This window comes from Streptomyces sp. NPDC050164, from assembly GCF_044459945.1.
Lineage (GTDB): Bacteria > Actinomycetota > Actinomycetes > Streptomycetales > Streptomycetaceae > Streptomyces > Streptomyces coeruleorubidus_A.
This window is the reverse complement of the sequence record NZ_JBITJK010000002.1, coordinates 404477-423632: the sequence shown is the minus strand read 5'-3', so window position 1 is coordinate 423632 and position 19156 is coordinate 404477. Positions and strand designations below refer to the sequence as shown.

Annotated in this window: 14 protein-coding genes and 3 pseudogenes; 10 read left to right on the top strand and 7 right to left on the bottom strand. The window is 70.5% G+C overall.

The window, feature by feature from the left end:
• The first annotated feature begins 17 nt into the window (after positions 1–17).
• Positions 18–887 carry a spermidine synthase gene (locus ACIBNA_RS04745; RefSeq protein ID WP_399163815.1) on the top strand — a complete coding sequence of 290 codons (870 nt, stop codon included), beginning with the start codon at positions 18–20 and terminating at the stop codon, positions 885–887.
• Between the two features lie 29 nt (positions 888–916).
• On the opposite strand, the pseudogene ACIBNA_RS04740 reads toward ACIBNA_RS04745, so the two are convergent.
• Positions 917–1186, bottom strand: a pseudogene (locus ACIBNA_RS04740) (hypothetical protein); the annotation flags it as partial.
• Between the two features lie 2 nt (positions 1187–1188).
• On the opposite strand from ACIBNA_RS04740, the pseudogene ACIBNA_RS04735 reads away from it, so the two are divergent.
• The 7 genes and pseudogenes from ACIBNA_RS04735 to ACIBNA_RS04705 form a co-directional block, all read left to right on the top strand.
• Positions 1189–1409 (top strand): annotated as a pseudogene (locus ACIBNA_RS04735) (two-component sensor histidine kinase); the annotation flags it as partial.
• A gap of 219 nt (positions 1410–1628) precedes the next feature.
• On the top strand, positions 1629–2942 hold the full coding sequence (locus ACIBNA_RS04730) for an ABC transporter substrate-binding protein (protein ID WP_399163814.1): 1314 nt from the start codon (positions 1629–1631) through the stop codon (positions 2940–2942).
• A 33-nt stretch (positions 2943–2975) separates the two neighbouring features.
• Positions 2976–3959, top strand: coding sequence for a carbohydrate ABC transporter permease (locus ACIBNA_RS04725; protein ID WP_399163813.1), 984 nt, complete (start codon positions 2976–2978; stop codon positions 3957–3959).
• Positions 3956–4843 (top strand): carbohydrate ABC transporter permease, encoded by an 888-nt coding sequence (locus tag ACIBNA_RS04720; RefSeq protein WP_399163812.1) that lies wholly within the window; start codon positions 3956–3958, stop codon positions 4841–4843. Before ACIBNA_RS04725 ends, ACIBNA_RS04720 begins: the two co-directional genes overlap by 4 nt.
• Before the next feature lie 21 nt (positions 4844–4864).
• Positions 4865–6184 (top strand): glycoside hydrolase family 36 protein, encoded by a 1320-nt coding sequence (locus ACIBNA_RS04715; RefSeq protein ID WP_399163811.1) that lies wholly within the window; start codon positions 4865–4867, stop codon positions 6182–6184.
• Positions 6185–6276: 92 nt separating this feature from the next.
• Positions 6277–6588: a trypco2 family protein gene (locus ACIBNA_RS04710; protein ID WP_399163810.1), complete on the top strand. Its 312-nt coding sequence runs from the start codon at positions 6277–6279 to the stop codon at positions 6586–6588.
• Positions 6572–10738: a trypsin-like peptidase domain-containing protein gene (locus tag ACIBNA_RS04705; protein WP_399163809.1), complete on the top strand. Its 4167-nt coding sequence runs from the start codon at positions 6572–6574 to the stop codon at positions 10736–10738. The genes ACIBNA_RS04710 and ACIBNA_RS04705 overlap by 17 nt, the downstream gene beginning before the upstream one ends.
• A gap of 120 nt (positions 10739–10858) precedes the next feature.
• On the opposite strand, the gene ACIBNA_RS04700 is transcribed toward ACIBNA_RS04705, so the two are convergent.
• From ACIBNA_RS04700 to ACIBNA_RS04685, 4 genes are all read right to left on the bottom strand, one after another.
• On the bottom strand, positions 10859–12295 hold the full coding sequence (locus ACIBNA_RS04700) for a GH1 family beta-glucosidase (protein ID WP_399163808.1): 1437 nt from the start codon (positions 12293–12295) through the stop codon (positions 10859–10861).
• Positions 12296–12400: 105 nt separating this feature from the next.
• Positions 12401–13321 carry a carbohydrate ABC transporter permease gene (locus ACIBNA_RS04695; protein ID WP_399163807.1) on the bottom strand — a complete coding sequence of 307 codons (921 nt, stop codon included), beginning with the start codon at positions 13319–13321 and terminating at the stop codon, positions 12401–12403.
• A 12-nt stretch (positions 13322–13333) separates the two neighbouring features.
• Positions 13334–14347, bottom strand: coding sequence for a carbohydrate ABC transporter permease (locus ACIBNA_RS04690; RefSeq protein ID WP_399163928.1), 1014 nt, complete (start codon positions 14345–14347; stop codon positions 13334–13336).
• 5 nt (positions 14348–14352) lie between these two features.
• Entirely contained in the window at positions 14353–15678 is a 1326-nt protein-coding gene (locus tag ACIBNA_RS04685; protein WP_399163806.1) for an extracellular solute-binding protein, read from the bottom strand.
• 398 nt (positions 15679–16076) lie between these two features.
• On the opposite strand from ACIBNA_RS04685, the gene ACIBNA_RS04680 reads away from it, so the two are divergent.
• Positions 16077–17132 carry a LacI family DNA-binding transcriptional regulator gene (locus ACIBNA_RS04680; RefSeq protein ID WP_399163805.1) on the top strand — a complete coding sequence of 352 codons (1056 nt, stop codon included), beginning with the start codon at positions 16077–16079 and terminating at the stop codon, positions 17130–17132.
• Positions 17129–17951, top strand: a pseudogene (locus ACIBNA_RS04675) (serine/threonine protein kinase). The gene ACIBNA_RS04680 and the pseudogene ACIBNA_RS04675 overlap by 4 nt, the downstream one beginning before the upstream one ends.
• 538 nt (positions 17952–18489) lie before the next feature.
• Here ACIBNA_RS04675 and ACIBNA_RS04670 read toward each other — a convergent pair.
• Both ACIBNA_RS04670 and ACIBNA_RS04665 read right to left on the bottom strand, forming a co-directional pair.
• The gene (locus tag ACIBNA_RS04670; protein ID WP_399163804.1) at positions 18490–18702 is read right to left on the bottom strand and encodes a hypothetical protein; all 213 of its coding nucleotides are present in this window, start codon (positions 18700–18702) and stop codon (positions 18490–18492) included.
• Entirely contained in the window at positions 18699–19121 is a 423-nt protein-coding gene (locus ACIBNA_RS04665) for an ATP-binding protein (RefSeq protein ID WP_399163803.1), read from the bottom strand. Before ACIBNA_RS04665 ends, ACIBNA_RS04670 begins: the two co-directional genes overlap by 4 nt.
• Positions 19122–19156: the final 35 nt, after the last annotated feature.

The window sequence follows — 19156 nt, the reverse complement described above, 5'->3', positions numbered from 1 at the left end:
ACCCCGATAATGACCCAATGGGAAAGTCCAGGAGCGGTCGGCGCAGGCAGGCCGGTGCGGAAGCCGTCGTCGAGAGCGTTGACGGCGGGCTCGCCGAGCTGATCCCCGACCGGGAGCGGGCCCGGGCCTGGACCCTGGTGATCGACGGGGCCCCGCAGTCGCACGTCGACCTGGACGACCCGGAGTACCTGTCCTTCGAGTACCAGCGCCGGCTCGGGCATGTCATCGACCTCGTCGCCCCGCCGGGCAGGCCCGTGCACGCCGTGCACCTCGGCGGTGGCGCGCTCACCCTCGCCCGGTACGTCGCCGCCACCCGGCCCCGCTCCACGCAGCAGGTCGTCGAACGGGACGCCGGCCTGGTGCAACTGGTCCGCCGCGAGCTGCCGTTGGACCCGAACGCGCGCATCCGGGTGCGGTCCGTCGACGCCCGCGAGGGGCTCGCCAAGGTGCCGGACGGCTGGGCCGACCTGGTCATCACCGATGTGTTCAGCGGGGCCCGGACACCGGCCCACCTGAACTCGACCGAGTTCCTCGACGACGTACGAAGGGCGCTGAAGACCGGCGGCGTCTACGCCGCCAACCTCGCCGACGGGCCGCCGCTCGCCCACCTGCGCGGCCAGATCGCCACCGCCGCCGCCCGTTTCGAGCAGCTCGCACTGGTCGCCGACCCGACGGTGCTGCGCGGCAAACGCTTCGGGAACGCCGTCCTGGTCGCCTCCGACCAGCCGCTGCCCGTCGCCGAACTGACCCGGCGTGCCGCCTCCGACCCGCATCCGGGCCGGGTCGAGCACGGACGGACGCTGACCGACTTCACCGGCGGGGCCGTACCCGTCACGGACGTCGCGGCGGTGGCGTCCCCCGCGCCGCCCGCGTCGGTGTTCAGATGAGCCCGTACGGCACTCGGTAGGGAGGACCCCACGCGCATCCACGACTCCGTCTTCCACGCCTGCGTCGACCAGCCCGCGCCCGGAGTGGCCGAGACGAGGGAGGCGGAGGTCGTGCCGAGATCGAAGACCGCCCGCCCGCCGTCGGCGTCGTAGCTGGGTGGTTGTGTGGGGGCCGGGCGCGGTTTGCCGGCCGTCGGCGATGCGCTCGGCGTCCGGCGCTTCGGTGGGGGCGTCCGTTCCGACAGCGGCTTCGGCTCCTGGGGCGTCGCGTCGGCGGCCTTGACGGGCAGGGCGCGAGGCGATCGTCCTCGTGTCCGACGCGGGCCCCGGCATACCCGACCCGCAGGCCGCGATGGCGCGGGGCCGCGGCTCCGGGAGCGACGGCTCGACCGGGCTCGGCCCGGACATCGTGCGCCGGCTCGCGGAGTCGACCGGCGGGGACGTACGGGGCACCGCGGGCCGGTGCGGCGCCGGCGGCCGCGCAGGCTGGTCGCTGCATACAACCGCTCGCGCTCTGTCTGACGGCTTCCGCTCTCTTCGGCCGGCTCCCGTCCCCTTCCGGGCGCGTCCGCCCTCACGGGTCGGTCACGTTTCGACAAATCGAGCCGACGGCCCTTGACGCATGACCGGACATACGGCTGTTATGGCGCCACCGTGTTCGGTCAAGTTGATTTCTGGTCGATTAAGACCGGATTTCGCGCTACACCCTCATGGCCGAACCCCTGCCCTCAGGAGCCGTTCATGCACGACCTCTCGCCCTCCGGAGTCTCCTTCCCCGCTCCCAGCCGCCGCACCCTCCTGCGTGGCGTAGGCGGCGCGACCCTGCTCGGCGCCGGCATCCCCCTGCTGAGCGCCTGCGGCGGCAGCGGTACGGCCGCCGATCCGAAGACGGTCAGTCTCGGGTCGAACTCCTCGGACGCGGTGCCGAAGAAGGCGTTCGCCGAGATCTACGCCGCCTTCACGAAGAAGTCCGGCATCAAGGTCGACGTGAACACCAAGGACCACAACACGTTCCAGGAGCAGATCAACTCCTACCTGCAGGGTACGCCCGACGACGTGTTCACCTGGTTCGCCGGGTACCGCATGCAGTTCTTCGCGTCGAAGGAGCTCGCCACCCCGATCGACGACGTGTGGCAGAAGATCGGCGGGAACTTCCCCGAGGCGATGAAGAAGCTCAGCAAGGGCGAGGACGGCAAGTACTACTTCGTGCCGCTGTACACGTACCCGTGGGCGGTCTTCTACCGCAAGAGCGTCTTCGCCCAGCACGGCTACGAGGTCCCCACCACCTGGGACGCCCTCGTCGCCCTGTGCAAGCGGATGCAGAAGGACGGTCTGGTCCCGATCGCCTTCGGCGACAAGGACGCCTGGCCCGCGATGGGCACGTTCGACCAGATCAACTTCCGCACCAACGGCTACGACTTCCACGTCGAGCTGATGGCGGGCAAGGCCTCCTGGACCGACGCCAAGGTGCGCAAGGTCTTCGACCACTGGACGGAGATCCTGCCCTACCACCAGGAGGGCGCGGTGGGCCGCACCTGGCAGGACGCGGCGCAGACCCTGGTGGCGAAGAAGGCCGGCATGTATCTGCTGGGCACCTTCGTCGGCCAGCAGTTCACCAACAAGGCAGACCTGGAGGACCTCGACTTCTTCGCCTTCCCGGAGATCGACCCGCAGTTCGGGCAGGACACCGTCGAGGCCCCGACCGACGGTTTCATGCTCTCCAAGGCTCCGAAGAACAAGGCGGGCGCCGCCAAGCTGCTGGAGTACCTGGGCACCCCGGAAGCCGAGCAGATCTACCTCAAGTCCGACCCGAACGTGGTGGCCGCCTCCACCAAGGCCGACACCTCCTCGTACACGCCGCTGCAGAAGAAGGCCTACGAGATGATCTCCGGCGCGAAGAGCCTGACGCAGTTCATGGACCGCGACTCCCGCCCGGACTTCACCTCCACGGTGATGCAGCCCGCGCTCCAGAACTTCGTCCGCAACCCCAAGAACGTCGACAGCATCCTCTCGTCGATCGAGCGCCAGAAGAAGACGATCTTCGCCTCCTCGTGACCGGATACGGAGAATCGACGACTCGGATCTGACATGACTGCCACCCCCGCCAAGGTCCCGGAGACGGCCGACGAGCCGGCTCCGGGGCCCGCCCCCGCGTCCAAGCCCGCCAAGGTGCCCCACGGGCACAAGCGCCTGCTGACCCGCCGCGACCGGCTCACGCTCGGCCTGATGGCGGGCGTGCCGACGATCCTGCACGTCGCCCTGGTGTGGCTGACGGCCCTCGCCTCCATCGCGCTGGCCTTCACCACCTGGAACGGCATCGGCTTCGACTCCATCCAGTGGGTGGGCCTCCAGAACTTCCGTGAACTGTTCACCAGCAACCCGCAGTTCTGGCCCGCCGTCGAGCACAACGTCGTCTGGTTCGTCGTGCTCATCGTGCTGCCCACGCCCTTCGGCCTCTTCCTGGCCGTGCAGCTGGACAAGCAAATCCGCTTCAGCCGCGTCTACCAGACCGCGTTCTTCCTGCCGGTCGTGGTGTCGATGGCGGTCATCGGCTTCGTCTGGCAGCTGGTCTACAACCCCGACACCGGCCTGATCAACAGCCTCATCGGAGCCAACAAGCCCGGCCACTACATCGACTGGATCGGAGACCCGGACCTCAACCTCTGGGCCATCCTGGTCGCCGCCTCCTGGCGGCACGCCGGCTACATGATGATCCTCTACCTGGCCGGCCTCAAAAGCGTCGACCCCGCCCTGCGCGAGGCCTCCGCGCTGGACGGCGCCAATGAGTGGCAGACGTTCAAGAACGTCGTCTTCCCGACCCTGCGCCCGACCAACACCGTCGTCCTGGTCGTCACGATCATCGAGGCCCTGCGCGCCTTCGACCTGGTCTTCGTCTTCAACAAGGGCGCCCAGGGCACCGAACTGCTGTCGATCCTGGTGACCAACAACATCATCGGCGAGTCCAGCCGGATCGGATACGGCTCCGCCATCGCAGTCGTCCTGCTGGTGATCTCGCTCGCGGTGATCATTCCGTACCTGATCGCCACCTTCCGGAAGGAGCGGCGCGCATGAGCACCGTCGTCGGCGCTCACAAGCAGCGCACCCCCATTCGCCCCGCCCGGATCCTGCTGCACACCTTCCTGGTCGTCACGGCGCTGGCCTGGCTGGCGCCCCTGCTGTGGGCCCTGCTCGCGGCGATGCGGCCCTACTCGGAGACCAGTGAGAAGGGCTACGTCTCCTGGCCCAGCAAGCTGACCTTCGACAACTTCACCAACGCCTTCACGCAGTCGGACATGCTGCACTACTTCGGCACCACGCTGATCGTCGCCGTGCCGGCCGTGCTGCTGACGCTGCTGCTGTCGTCGATGGTCGCCTTCTACGTCAGCCGCTTCGACTTCCGCGTCAACCTGGCGCTGCTGCTGGTCTTCACGGCCGGCAACCTGCTGCCCCAGCAGGTCATCATCACCCCGCTGTACCGGCTGTACCTGCTGATCGACCTGCCCGGCATCACCATGAGCGGCAAGCTCTACGACTCCGCGCTCGGCCTGGTCCTGATCCATGTGGCGTTCCAGTCCGGCTTCTGCGCGTTCGTGCTGAGCAACTACATGCGCTCGCTGCCGCACGAACTGACCGAGGCCGCACTCGTCGACGGCGCCTCCGTCTGGCGCCTGTACTGGCAGATCGTGCTGCCGCTGTGCAAGCCCGCGATGGCCGCGCTCGCGACCCTGCTGTCCATCTGGATCTACAACGACTTCTTCTGGGCCATCGTCCTGATCTCCACCGGCGAGAACATGCCGATCACCTCGGCGCTGAACAACCTCTCCGGCCAGTACTTCACCGACCCCAACCTGGTCGCCGCCGGCGCCCTGCTCACCGCGATCCCGACCCTGATCGTCTACTTCGTCCTCCAGCGGCAGTTCGTCAGCGGCCTGACGCTGGGCGCCAACAAGGGCTGACCTTTCCCGAAAGAGATCACCGTGCACCACCCCTTCACGCCGCTGGCCTCCGTGCCCGTCGACCGCCGCAACGCCCGTGTCCACGAGGAGGGCTGGCAGTCCTGGAGCCCCAGCGGCGCCTATGCCCTCGGCACGGCGCCGTACCGCCCGACGAACGCCAACTGGGCCACGGTCTGCTACCGGCCCGGCGTCACCGTCCCGGACGGCGTCTTCCAGGGCGAGGGCCTGCTCGCGCTCGACCCCGGCGACGGCTCACCGGTCCGGCTGTGGGCGGCGGCCGAGCCGACGTGCGAGGTGCCGTCGATCCGGCTCGCCGTACGGGACGGGGTCGCGGAGGTCGGTGCCGACGGCCCGGTGAAGGAGTGCACGGGCGACGACATCCAGTCGGTGCTGGGCGACTGGGCCTCCGGTCTCGGACTCGAGGCCCCGCGCCCGGCGCCCACCGTCTGGTGCTCCTGGTACGAGTACTTCACGGAGGTCACCGAGGACGACATCCACGAGAACCTCCGCGCGATGGACACCCTCGACCTGCCCGTCGACGTCGTCCAGATCGACGACGGCTACCAGCAGGCCCTCGGTGACTGGCTCACCCTCTCCGGCCGCTTCCGCTCCCGCGCCGGTATCGCCGACAAGATCCGCTCCCGCGGCCGCCGCGCCGGCATCTGGACGGCACCGTTCCTCGTGGACCCGGCGAGCGAACTGGCCGCCGAACATCCCGACTGGCTGGTCCGGGACCCCGCCGGCGGCTACGCCCACGCGGGCCGCAACTGGGGCCATGACCTGCGCGTCCTGGACACCACCCACCCGGACGCGGCGGCTTACCTGACCGAGGTCTTCACCACCCTGCGCGCCGAGGGCTACGACTACTTCAAGGTCGACTTCCTGTACGCGGGCGCCCTGGACGGCGTACGCCACGCGGACGTCGACCCCCTCACGGCGTACCGCTCCGGCATCCGCCTGATCCGCGACGCGATCGGCCCGGACTCCTACCTCCTGGGCTGCGGCGCCCCGATGCTCCCCTCCATCGGCCTGTTCGACGCCATGCGCGTCAGCCCCGACACGGCCCCGCACCGCCGCCCCGAGGCGGACGACTACAGCCAGCCCGGCCAGGACCCGGCCGAGTTCACCGGCGCCGGCCGCCAGTGGCAGCACGGCCGTCTCTGGATCAACGACCCCGACTGCCTGATGGCCCGCCCGGCTGTCGAGACCCGAGAACAGTGGGCGGCGCACGTGGAGTCCACCGGCGGCCTGATGGCCTCCAGCGACCGCCTGCTGTCCCTGGACGAGTGGGGTGTGACGACGACCCGTCGCCTGCTGTCGGGAACGGGAACGGCGCGATGAAGCCGGCGCTGTCGGGTCGAGGTGGCGCGATACGGGAGCCGGGCCGCCGTGCCGACTTGTAGCATCTGAGCACCGCTGCACGAGGGGGACGCGTGATCGAACTGGCCGACATGGTCCGGGAGTTGCGAAAGCAGCTGACCGCCGCTCTGACCGAGGGGGACGGGGAGATCCTGCGCTTCGAGCCGGGGCCCGTGGAGATCGAGGCGTCCATCGCCGTCACGCGCGAGGCGGGCGGGGACGCCAAGGTCCGGCTGTGGGTCGTCGACGCCGGGGCGAACGGCAAGTACGCGCAGGCCGAGACCCAGCGGGTCACGCTCACCCTCACCCCCAAAGCCGTACCGGCGGACGGGGGCGTGCCGCAGACCGTGCTGATCGCGGGCGACGAGGTTGACGGCGAACGCTGACCGGGGGCTGCGGCCGGAACGGGTCGCGGAGATCATCGTCGGCCTGCCCGGCGCGGGCCGCCGTGGCTCGGGGTATCTCGTCGCGCCGGGGCGGGTCTTGACGGCCGCGCACGTCGTCGAGGGCGCGTCGGGCATCCGGGTTCGGTTCCAGGCCGACCGGCCGGGGGAGCGGATCGTCGAGGCGGCGGTGGAATGGGCGCACGCGGCGATCGACGTGGCGGTGCTCGCGGTTCCCGAGAGCCACATCGGCAACGTACCGCCGGTGTCGTACGGCCGTGTCGGTGAGCAGGACGCGGTGATCCGGTGCACCGCGATGGGTTTTCCGCGCTTCAAACTCCGTACCGACACCACCGGTGCACGGTTCCGGGACGCCGAGCACGTCCACGCGACCTGCGCGGTGCTGTCCAACCGGCGTGAGGGGACGCTGGACCTGGGCGTCACTCCACCGCCCGCCGAGGACCCCGACCCCGAGCGGGACGCGTGGGAGGGCATGTCCGGCGCGGCGGTCTTCAGCGGCGGCCTGCTGGTCGGCGTCGTCACGCGCCACCACCGCGGAGACGGTCCGGGCCGGATCGCCGCAAGCCGGGTGGACCGCTGGGCGTACGGCGTGGAGCCCTCCCAACAGGCGGAACTGGAGCCGCTGTTGGGGCACGGAGTCGGCCACCGCGCGCTGACCTCCGCCGCACCGCCGACCGGTCTCGACCTCATCCAGGAGGTCTACCGCGCCCACCTCGCGGACATCGCGCCGGAGCTTTTGAAGGAGCGGGAGACGGAGCTCGCGGACCTGCTCTCCTTCTGCGCGGGCCCGGAACCGTACCTCTGGCTCCAGGGGCCCCCGTGGGCCGGCAAGACGGCGCTGGCGGCGTGGTTCGCCCTCCATCCGCCGCGCGGAGTCGTCCCGGTCTGGTTCTTCATCACCGCGCGCCACGCGAGCCAGTCCGACGGCGACGCGTACACCGCGGCCGTCATCGACCAGCTCGCCGCCCTCGCAGGCCGCGAACCGAGCGGCACCGGCTCCCCGACCGCCCGCGACGGCGAGCGCCGGCTGCTGCTGCGTCAGGCGGCGCAGCGGGTGGCACACGACGGCGGCACGCTGCTCCTGGTGGTGGACGGCCTGGACGAGGACCAGTCCCTCACCCCCGGTGGAACCGGCACGAGCATCGCCTCCCTCCTGCCCGAACGCCCCCCGCCGGGCGTCCGCGTCCTGGTCACCAGCCGCGTCGGCCCCGGCCTCCCGGCCGACGTCAAGGGCCAACACCCGCTGCGCTCCTGCCGGGCGGTGAGGCTGTCGGCCACGGCCGCCTCCCGCCACACCGAGTACGAGGCCAAGTACGACCTGAGGGAAGAACTTTCCGGCGACCGCCTCCAGCGCGACCTCGTCGGCCTCCTCACCGCCGCACGCGGCACGCTCACGGTCGACGACCTGCGCGAACTCACCGGCGAGCCGGCGTATGAGCTGCGTCGGCGGTTGGAGAGCGCGTTCGGTCGGATCCTGCGGCTGCGCGGTGACGTCGGCGGCATGGGAGGCGGCGGCGGACCCGAGGGGTACGGCGACGACCTGGCCCTGTACACCTCCACCCGCGGGTACCTCTTCGCCCACGAGACGCTTCTCACCACCGCCCAGGAGGAACTCGGGCCGGACCTGGTCGCCTACCTGGAGCGTCTGCACGCGTGGGCGGACTCCTACGACAAGCGCGGCTGGCCGGAGGAGACCCCCCTGTACCTGCTCCAGCCGTACGGCCGTCTCCTCGTGTTCCTCGGGGAGGCGGGCCGACTCACGGACCTGGCCGTGGATGCCCGTCGACGTGACCGGCTGCGGGAGGCCACGGGGAGCGATGCGGCGTGCCTCGCGGAGATCGCGGCGGCGAGGGAGACGGTGCGGCGGGTCTCTCCCGACGACCTGGGGGCGTTGGCGGCGCTCGCGGTGGCGGGGGACCTGGTGGCCCAGCGCAACAAGGACCTGCATCCGGACATTCCGGCGGTGTACGCCCGGCTGGGACGAGTGCGGCACGCCATCGGGCTGGCCCGCAGTGTTTTCGAGTCGCTCGACCGGCTGCGGGCATTGGCCGCGGTGGCGCGTGTGCTGGCGGAGGCGGGGGACCGGCGGGCGGTGGGACTGGCGCAGGAGGCGGTGCGGCTGACGAGGGAGGAAGCGAAGACCTACAGCGACCACGGCCACCCGCATTGCATGGCGGCACACGGAGTTCTGGCCATGGCGCTGGCACGGGCCGGCCGAGCCGACGAGGCGGTGCGCGCGCTGTGCGAACTGCCGCGGCCGACCAACGGCCAGAGCACCGAGGCGTTCATCGAGGCGCTGCTCGGTACCGCCCTGGCGCTGCGGGATCCGGTGCGCGGCGCCGAAGTCCTGCGCCTGGCCGAACGGGCGGCCGAGACGGTGTGGCCCCGGACCGCTCGCGTACCGGTGCTGGTGACGGTCGCCGAGGCGTGGGCGGCTGCCGGTTCTCCCGACGACGCCAGTCGCCTGTACGACTTCGTGACCGAGCTCTCCCGACGCCGCGCGGGCGACCCGGGGAACCTCCCCGCCGTCGCCGCTCAGGCACTGCGCGGGGCCCGCCCGCGCGACGCCGAGGCCCTGGCCTCGCTGGCCGCGGCGGCACTGGACGGACGGGCACAGCCACGTGATGTGTGGCAGCTGCAGGACGTGGCACGCGGACTCGCGGCCACGGGCGGACTGGCCGAGGCTCAGCGGCTCGTGGGGTCCATGGTGCTGGAGCCCGATCCCGTGCAGATCCTGGCCCGAAGCGATCTCTGGCTGGACATCGTCATCGGGTGGGCGCGCGCGGGCAGGGCGGCGCAGGCGTGGGAGGCGATCCAGGAGGGAGCACAACGGGGGTATGTCAGCAGCGGGCGCGGCATCGTCGGGCACGCCGTGCGGCTCCTCGCTGCCGCCGGTCACGCCGATGACCTTGAGGAACTCCTCCTGCACAGCGCGGACTTCGACGAATGGGAGGTGATGGCCGAGGCGTACGCCGCGCTCGCCGCGCACGTCGCCGCCGAGCACCCCGAACGGTCGCTGCGCCTGCTTGGGCAGGCGGAGCACGGGCACCGCACGTCGGGGACCAGCACCTCCATCGCGCGCGACGTCGGTCTGGGCACTTTCGCCGGCGCGCTCGCCGCGATCGGGCGACCCGATGACGCCGAGCGGCTCCTGGAGGCGGTCGGTCTGCCGATGATGCGCTCCTGGGGATGTGCCGTGGCCTCCCTGGCCCTGGTCCGTGCCGACCGGGACCGGGCTGTGCGCTTCGCGGAACGGGCGTACGACCTCGCCTTCGCGCCTGACTTCCTCCAGATGTCGCAGACCGTCATGGTCACCGCCCTTCAGGCCATGGCGGGAGTGGGGGCGGCCGAGCGGGTCCTCGAGGTCGTCGAGAAGCTCCCGAAGTCGGGAGCCGTGCTCGAAGCGGGCAACCGCGACGACGTGTGGGCAGCAGTGGTCGAAGGACTGTGGCCGCATGCCCAGGGACCGGCCCGGCGATGGCTGGACAGTGTCCTGCCGGACCTGCGCGACGCGACTGTGTTCCGCGTCGTCCGGATCCTCGTCGCCGTGGGCCGCCACGACCCCGAGTTCGGCGCCCGCATCGGACGGCTCCTGCGGGACCGGGCCGTGGACCGCAGCCGCCGCGAGGAGCTCGAGGACCACGACCAGGCGATGCTCACGCTGTCGGCGCTGGCCGACGATCCGGCCGCCGCACACGACCTGGACACCATGGCGCACAGGCACGGTGAGTGGCCCGCGCACACCCGGGTGACGGCCGTCCTGGCGCTGGGCCACGCCGCACTCGGCGACCACGAGACGGCCCGGAGCATCGCCCTGCGCCCGAGGAGCGACAGGGAACGGGCGGAGGCATGCGCCCACCTCGCCGCCTATACCGCGTGTGTGCGCGACGAAGTGACGGCCGGTTCGTTCAGCGGCGGCCCCTTGCTCGTCCCACCGGCCGCCCGTCGCCTCGCCGCCCTGCTCCTGCCGCCCCCGTCCGGTCCGGACATCCCCCGCGCCCGAGCCCTCCTTGCCGAAGCCCTCATCCCCGAGGGCTGGGACGAAGCCGCCCCGGTCCTCGCCGCGCTCGATCCGGCCGCCGTACTGCGCGCACGGAACGTGCTCTTCGCCCACCTGGGACTCGGAAACTGACCCCGCCGCCCACAGGCCGCTCCGCCCGCTCCTTCGCTGTGGCCCGCGGCTACGGAAAACGCGGTGGGGCGCGGCACTCCCCTAATCGTGCCGCGCCCCGTCCCCCCGCCTCCGCAGTGGCTAGACCGCCTCCACCTCCGGCAGCGTGCCCGTCCGGGCCGCCCGGCCGTACCAGTGGGCGCTGGACTTCGGGGTGCGTTCGAGCGTCGCGTAGTCCACGTACACCGCGCCGAAGCGCTTGCCGTAGCCGTACGACCACTCGAAGTTGTCCAGCAGGGACCACAGGAAGTAGCCGCGGACGTCCGCGCCGTCGGCGATCGCGCGGCGGACCGCCGACAGATGGCCGTGCAGGTAGGCGACGCGCTCCGGATCGTGCACCCGGCCGTCCGAGTCGATCTTGTCGTCGTAGGCCGCGCCGTTCTCGGTGATGTACAGCGGCAGGCCCGGTGCCTCCCGGGTGTAGCGCATGATCAGCTCGTGCAGGCCGGTCGGGTCGATCGTCCAGCCCATCTCGGTGCGGTCGCCGGGCGTCTGGTGGAAGGCGACGTCGTCCGCGGCCGGCCAGGGGGAGTGGGCGCTGGAGCCGTGGCCGTCGGCGCGCGGTCCCTTCGCCGAGGGGTCGGCCGCCGAGACCAGCGCGGGCGTGTAGTAGTTGAGGCCCAGCGCGTCCAGCGGCTGGTTGATCAGCGACAGGTCGCCGTCGAGGACGTAGTCCCAGTCCGTGAGCTCCGCCGTCGCCTCGTACAGCGACTGCGGGTACGCGCCGTGCAGGATCGGGCCGTGGAAGACGCCGTTGGCCAGGTCGTCGATCCTCCGGGTCGCCGCCAGGTCCGCCGGGCTCTGCGAAAGCGGCCTGACCACGGAGGAGTTGAGGCTGATCGCGACAGAGTTGCGGGCCGGCATCACCGACCGCAGCGCGGACGCGCCCAGCCCGTGCGCCAGGTTCAGATGGTGCGCGGCACGCAGCGACGCCGCCGGGTCCGTCCGGCCCGGGGCGTGCACCCCGGAGGCATAACCCAGGAACGCGCTGCACCACGGCTCGTTGAGCGTCATCCACTGCTCGACCCGGTCGCCCAGCGCCTCGCCGACGATCTGCGCGTACTCCGCGAAGCGGTACGCCGTGTCACGCTCCGGCCAGCCGCCCGCGTCCTCCAGCTCCTGCGGCAGATCCCAGTGGTAGAGCGTGACGGCCGGCTTGATGCCCTTGGACAGCAGCTCGTCGACCAGCCGGCGGTAGAAGTCCAGGCCCTTCTGGACGGCCGGCCCCCGGCCGGTCGGCTGCACCCGCGACCACGAGACGGAGAAGCGGTAGGCGCCCAGGCCCAGCTCCGCCATCAGCGCCACGTCCTCGCGGTAGCGGTGGTAGTGGTCGACAGCGATGTCACCGGTGTCGCCGCCGGCCGTCTTGCCGGGCGTATGGCTGAAGGTGTCCCAGATCGACGGCGTACGGCCGTCCTCCCGCACCGCACCCTCGATCTGGTACGCGGAGGTCGCCGCGCCCCAGAGGAAGGCGGGAGGGAAGGTCACCGCAGTGGCCGGGTTCTCGGAGTCAGGCATGGAAGCGCTCCCATTGGAGGTCGTGAAGACCGACGGTGGAGGGGGGAGTGGGGGAGGGGGAGGAGGGGCCGGAGCAGCGCTGGCCCGGCCCCTGGAAACAGGGCGTCAGCCCTTGACGGCGCCCTGCATGATGCCGCCCACGATCTGCTTGCCGAAGATCGCGAAGACGATCAGCAGCGGCAGCGTGCCGAGCAGCGCGCCCGCCATGATCAGGGACTGGTCGGGGGTGTAGCCGCGGCCGAGTCCCGCGATCGCGACCTGCACGGTCGGGTTGCCCATCTGGGTCAGCACCAGGAACGGCCACATGAAGTCGTTCCACGTCTGCACGAACGTCAGCATCCCGAGCACGGCCATCGCCGGCCGCGCCGCCGGGAACACCACGTGCCACACCACGCGCCAGCTGCTCGCACCGTCGACCCGGGCGGCCTCGATGATCTCGTCCGGCAGCGCCTGGATCAGGTACTGCCGCATGAAGAACACACCGAACGCGCTCACCAGCGACGGGAGAATCACCGCTTGCAACTGGTCGGTCCAGTCGAGCTTGGCGACCATCATGTACAGCGGGATCACGCTCAGCTGCGGCGGCACCATCATCGTGCCGACCACGATCAGCATCAGCGCGCCACGGCCCCTGAAGCGCAGCTTGGCGAAGGCGAAACCGGCGATCGTCGACAGGAAGACGATGGTCAGCGCCGAAGTACCCGCCACGATCGTGGTGTTGAAGAACGCCTCACCCAGATTGGCGTCCTTCCAGGCGATCTCCAGCTTGTCGAACAGACCCGAGCCGAACCAGAACGGCGGCGGCGTCTGTGCGAGCCGCTGGTTGTCACGCGAGGCGGCGATCGCCGTCCACACCAGCGGGAACAGCGAGACGATCGTGAACACGATGAGGATCGCGTACGCGATCGGGCCGCCGTGCAACGTCCCGCCGGCCCGCGCGGACTTCGGCAGGCGGGGGCGTTTGGATACCTTCGCGGGCGCCGCGCCGGGCGGCGGGGCGTCTTGGGGCGTCACAGTCGTCGTCACGGCCGGAACTCCTTAACTACTGGCGCGCAGCCGGCGCGAGATGACGTAGTTGACGATGCCGATGACGATCAGCATGAGGAACATCGTCCAGGCGATCGCCGAGGCACGGCCCAGGTGCTGGGCGACCCAGCCCTGCTCGTACAGATACAGACCGAGCGTCTGGAACTGGTGCTCCGCGCCGCCGGAGGTGCCCTGGTTGGCGTCGAACAGCAGCGGCTCGCCGAAGACCTGGCTCGCGCCGATCGTCGACACGACACACGTGAACAGGATCGTCGGGCGCAGCGCCGGCAGCGTCACATGGATGAACTGCTGCCAGCGGTTGGCCCCGTCCAGGGCCGCGGACTCGTACAGGTCCTGCGGGATCGCCTGCATGGCGGCCAGGTAGATCAGCGCGTTGTAGCCGGTCCAGCGCCAGATGATGATCGTCGAGACGGCGATCTGCGAGAACCACTTGTCGTTCTGCCAGTCGACCGGGTTGATGCCGACCATGTCGAGCAGCCAGTTGATCATGCCGTAGTCACGGCCGAAGAGCAGGACGAACACCAGCGAGGCGGCGGCGATCGACGTCGCGTACGGCGCGAGCATCGCGACCCGGAAGAAGGTCGAGGCCCGCAGCTTGTAGTTGAGGATGTGGGCGATGCCCATCGCCATCAGCAGCTGCGGGACGGTGGAGATGATGCCGATGGTCAGGGTGTTCTTCGCCGCGTTCCAGAAGAACTCGTCGTCGAAGATCCGGGTGTAGTTGCGCAGCCCGACCCAGTTCATGTCGGTCGGCGCGGTGAGCTCCACCTGGTGCAGCGAGGCCCAGCCCGTGTAGATCAGCGGGAACAGGCCGAACGCGACGAACAGCAGGAAGAACGGTGAGACGAAGGCGTACGGGCTCCAGCGGATGTCCCGCTGCCAGCGGCGGGACAGCCGGTCCCGGCGCCGCCGCTCCTTCTCCGCGGCCGCGGCGTCCCCGGGCGGGCGACCCGGGGCCGCGCCCCCTTTCACGGAGGGCGCGGCGGTGTCGTGACGGGTGGCCATACGGGTCACTGGTCCAGCTTGTTGTCGATGGTCTTGGTGGCGGAGTCCCAGGCCTCCTTGGCCGTCTTGCCCTTCGTCGCCAGGATCACGCCGTTGTCCGTCAGGCCCTGCATGATGATCTGGTCCTTCGGGCCGATCACCTGGACCGGGGCGGTCTTGGCGGCCTCGGCGAAGATCTCGCCGATCGCCTGGTCACCCGTCATGTCGTTCTTGGCGCCCGTCACTTCGGGCATGGTGTAGGCGGACGGGGCGCTCGGGAAGCTGCCCTGCACCTTGAACAGCTTCGCCTGCTGCTCCGGCGCGGTCAGCCAGGTCACGAACTTCTGGGCCTCCTTCACGTTCTTGCCGCTCTTCGGCACGGTGAGGAAGGTGCCGCCCCAGTTGCCGCCCTTGGGCGCGGTGGCCACGGCCCACTTGCCGACCGCGTCCGGCTTCGAGTAGCCCTTGATCGTGCCGAGCATCCACGGCGGGCACGCGATGGCAGCGAACTTGTTGTTGGCGATCGAGGAGTTCCAGCTCGGCTGGAACTGCGTCACCGACTGGACGAGGCCCTTCTCGGCGGCCTCAGCGGTCAGGTCGAAGGCGGCCTTGACGGCCGGGTTGGTCTTGTAGATGACCTTCCCGGAGGCGTCGTAGAACTTCTCCTTCTCGCTGCCCAGGATCGCCTGGACCAGACCGCCGGGGGAGTCCATGAAGAAGGTGCCCTTGGGCGCCTTCGACTTGTAGCGCTCGCCGACTTCGACGAGCTTCGCCCAGTCACCGGTCCACAGCTTGCCGACCTCGGCGGGGTCGGTGGGCAGACCGGCCTGCTTGAAGAGGTCCGTGCGGTAACAGATCGCCATCGGGCCGACGTCGGTGCCGAGGCCGATGGTCTTGCCGTCCTTGGTCGTGGCCTGCTGCCACTTCCAGTCCAGCCAGTTGCTCTTGTTCACGCCCGAAACCTTGGACATGTCCTCGAGCTTGTCGGCCTGGGTGGCCGTGACCTCGGCGATGTTGGCGACTTCGACGGCCTGGACGTCCAGCAGACCGCTGTTGGTGGTGAGGTGGTTCAGCAGCGCCGGGTAGTAGTTCTCGTTCCGCTGGACGGCGTTCTCGGCGATCTTGATGTTCGGGTTGAGCTTCTCGTACTCGGCGTAGAGACCGGCTTCCTTGAAGCCCATGGTGCCGAAGAGTCCCACGGAGATCGTCGTCTTGCCGCCGCTGTCGCCCGACGGGGAGTCGGAGCCGTCGTCCTTGCCGTCGTCGGCACAGCCGGCCAGCAGCCCGGCGCCCAGCGACGCGACGGCCGCGAGGACCATCGCCTTGCGGGCGGTTCGGATGCGTGCTCGCATGTCGTCCTCCTGTTGCCCTGACGTGCCGACCCCCCGGCCAACTGCATTGTTGGACCCGTTTTCACTCGCTGCGGCTCGGGCGGGGAACGTGCGGGTTGTGTATGTGTCAGGTACTGTGGGAGCGCTCCCACCAGTGATGTGTTGAAGGTTCTCCGGTCGCGGCGGGGGTGTCAAGGGACCGGACAGCGAGAGATGCGTTCAGTTATCGGGCCGTTAACTGGACCCGGGCCGGGGTCCGCTGCGGCCCCCGGGCGGCGGTATCAAGCCAGCCGGACCGGCTCGCCGACGGAAGCGGAAGGCCGGGGACGGCGGGCCTCGGCAGCGGCCACTACAGCTGACAAGCCTGTTAAATTCCAGGCCAGCCGCAGAGTGCGGGTGTGGACGGGAAGGCGGAGCCCATGGCAAGCCACGGAGCGCGGGGCCGAAGCGGTGGCCGGCCCACCCTCGAAGAGGTGGCGGCGCGCGCCGGTGTCGGCCGCGGCACGGTGTCCCGGGTGATCAACGGCTCGCCCCGGGTCAGCGACGCCACCCGCGCGGCCGTCGAGGCGGCGGTCGCCGAGCTCGGCTACGTCCCGAACACCGCGGCCCGCGCCCTGGCCGCCAACCGCACGGACGCGATCGCCCTGGTGGTGCCCGAGCCGGAGACCCGGTTCTTCGCGGAGCCGTACTTCTCGGACATGCTGAAGGGCGTCGGGGCGGAGCTGTCCGACACGGAGATGCAGCTGCTGCTGATCTTCGCGGGCAGCGACAAGGAACGCCGCCGCCTCGCCCAGTACCTGGCCGCCCACCGGGTGGACGGCGTCCTGCTGGTCTCGGTCCACGCGGACGATCCACTGCCCGACCTGCTGGCCCAGCTGGACATCCCGGCGGTGATCAGCGGCCCGCGATCGGCCGCGGAGACACTGCCGTCGGTCGACTCGGACAACTACGGCGGCGCCCGCCAGGCCGTCGAGCACCTGCTGTCCCGCGGCCGCCGCCGGGTGGCCCACATCACCGGCCGCCTCGACGTCTACGGCGCCCAGCGCCGCATCGAGGGTTACCGCGACGCCCTGAGCGACGCGGGCCACGAGGTGGACGAGGCGCTGATCGAGCCGGGCGACTTCACGGAGGAGGGCGGCAGCCGTGCCATGGCGGCACTGCTGGAGCGCCGTCCCGACCTGGACGCGGTCTTCGCCGCCTCCGACGTCACCGCGGCCGGCGCCCGCCAGGCGCTGCGCGAGGCGGGGCGCCGCATCCCCGACGACGTGGCGCTCGTCGGCTACGACGACTCCGCCATCGCCCGCCACATGGAGCCGCCCCTCACCAGCGTCCGCCAGCCCATCGAGGTGATGGGCCGGCGGATGATAGACCTCCTCCTCACCGAGGTCGCCGACCGCCGCCCCCTGGCGTCCCGGGGGCTGGACCGACGGCAGGTGGTCCTGGCCACGGAGCTGGTGCCCCGCGCGTCGTCGTGACGCCGCACCCCCTGCTGGACATCGCCGAGGTCGCTCGGACCGAGCCGTACCTGCGCACGGTGGGCGAGGTCTTCCGGGCCTTCCGCGACCAGGACTCGGGCTGCGTGTCGTACGGGGTCCGGCTCGCCGACGGGGAGCGCTGGTTCGTGAAGGAGGCGACGACCGACGCCGCCCGGCACTCGCTCAACCGCGCCTGGGTCTTCCACCGGGCGGTACGGCATCCGGCGATCGTCCCCCAGCCGCACCGCTTCGCGGTCGGGGACGGGCACACGGCGGTGGTGATGCCCTGGCGCCGCGGGGAGTCCATGTACACGCCCGCGCGGCTACGGCACACCGGCCCTCCGGCCCGCTTCCAAGCCCTCCCCGTCCCCCCGGGTCCTGCGCGCCGTCGACCATCTCCTGGACGCCCACCTGGCGGTGGAGGCCGCGGGCTTCGTCGCCGTCGACCTCTACGACGGCGCGTTCCTCTACGACTTCGACGTCGGCGAACTCCACCTGATCGACCTGGACGAATACCGCCCGGGCCCGTTCGTGCTCCAGGCGGACCGCCTGCCCGGCTCACGGCGTTTCATGGCCCCGGAGGAATGGCAACGCGGTTCGACGATCGACACCCGCACCACCGTGCACGCCCTGGGCCGCGCCATCCGCCTCCTGCTGAGCACGGCCGACGAGGAGCCCACCTGGCGGGGCACGGCGGCCCAACTGACGCTCGTGGAACGGGCCACGCGCCCGGACCCGCCCGAACGCTTCACGACCGTGGCGGAGTTGACGACGGCGTGGCGAAGCTCGGCGCCCGGCGCCCCGGACAACGCCGCATGACATCCACGGCGTCCGGCACGAACATCCACCGCCGGCCGGCGGCGAGCCCTGACAGCAGCTGCCCCGCGCTGCCTCTGTGCATGTCGGGTTCAGTTCGGTCTTCCCGGACAGGTGCATGATCAGGGTCGCCAACCCGTCCACGTTGTACGCCCTGCAATACCTTCAGGAGGGCGGAACTGCTTGGCCAGTCGCTCCCGCTTGGACGGGGTCGGTCAATGACCTCGACGAATCGAACCTCCCGTGGAACGCCGGGATGGCGCACGACGGGACGATCATCATTCCCTGACAGAGCCCCGGCCGTCCGCAGACGACCGGGGCTCTTCTCTGCCCTCATGGGGGGGCGGGGGAGCCTCTACGGCATGACCCCGTGAGGGAGTGCGCTCGTGGCTCCATGCTGGTCCACGAGAACGTCCAGCGCGTGGAGAAAAGCTGTGTGGGTCCCGGCGTCCTGAGCCGCCCTGATCACCTCGTCCAGGAACTCGTACGCCTGCTCGTTTCCGTGAGGCCGCTCAGCCAGGGGAACGCGCTGCTCTCACGATTACGCCTCTCGCTCCTTCTTGACGCGCTCCAGGCGCGGGACGGTGACGGTCAGCTTTTCGGCGCTCGGGGCCGTCCACCTCAGGGCAAACGAGTGGACCCCGCGCAGGATGTACGTCCCGTCCCGCTTTACGTCGCTGACGATGCCTTCCTTGCCCGCGCTGGCGTCGTACACCTGGTCGCCGACCCAAGCTCTGGGCTTCTCCTCGGTCACCGGACCGGCTCACAGAACACCTCGGCCCAGACCTGCTTGCCCCATCGGTAGAGGTCGGTGCCCCAGCGCTCGGCCAGGGCATCGACCAGGAGGAGCCCCCGGCCGCTGGTGAGGAGGTCGTCACTGGGTTTGGCCAGCTCCGGCAGCACGCGGGCCTTGTCGACCACGCCGATCCGCACGAACCGCTCGCCAGGTCTGGTGACGACGACCCGGATCACGCGGCTGTTGGTGTGCTTGACCGCGTTGGTCACCAGCTCCGAGACGAGCAGTATCGCGGTGTCCGTCAGCTCCTCCAGGTGCCAAGCGGCCAGAGCCGTCCGTACGAGCTTGCGGGCAGTCTCGGCGCTCTCCTTCAGACCCGGGAGCGTCTCGGAGTATCCGGGGTGTCCCGTGTGATGCGGCTTCGCTGACGCGATCATCTGAACCTCAGGGGTGTCGGTGTACGACGGCCTTG

What these genes read in the sequence shown, in the direction of transcription:
- ACIBNA_RS04745 (WP_399163815.1), top strand. Translation starts at nt 18, where the DNA reads ATGGGAAAGTCCAGGAGCGGTCGGCGCAGGCAGGCCGGTGCGGAAGCC.
- ACIBNA_RS04730 (WP_399163814.1), top strand. Translation starts at nt 1,629, where the DNA reads ATGCACGACCTCTCGCCCTCCGGAGTCTCCTTCCCCGCTCCCAGCCGC.
- ACIBNA_RS04725 (WP_399163813.1), top strand. Translation starts at nt 2,976, where the DNA reads ATGACTGCCACCCCCGCCAAGGTCCCGGAGACGGCCGACGAGCCGGCT.
- ACIBNA_RS04720 (WP_399163812.1), top strand. Translation starts at nt 3,956, where the DNA reads ATGAGCACCGTCGTCGGCGCTCACAAGCAGCGCACCCCCATTCGCCCC.
- ACIBNA_RS04700 (WP_399163808.1), bottom strand. Translation starts at nt 12,295, where the DNA reads ATGCCTGACTCCGAGAACCCGGCCACTGCGGTGACCTTCCCTCCCGCC.
- ACIBNA_RS04690 (WP_399163928.1), bottom strand. Translation starts at nt 14,347, where the DNA reads ATGGCCACCCGTCACGACACCGCCGCGCCCTCCGTGAAAGGGGGCGCG.
- ACIBNA_RS04685 (WP_399163806.1), bottom strand. Translation starts at nt 15,678, where the DNA reads ATGCGAGCACGCATCCGAACCGCCCGCAAGGCGATGGTCCTCGCGGCC.
- ACIBNA_RS04680 (WP_399163805.1), top strand. Translation starts at nt 16,077, where the DNA reads ATGGCAAGCCACGGAGCGCGGGGCCGAAGCGGTGGCCGGCCCACCCTC.
- ACIBNA_RS04665 (WP_399163803.1), bottom strand. Translation starts at nt 19,121, where the DNA reads ATGATCGCGTCAGCGAAGCCGCATCACACGGGACACCCCGGATACTCC.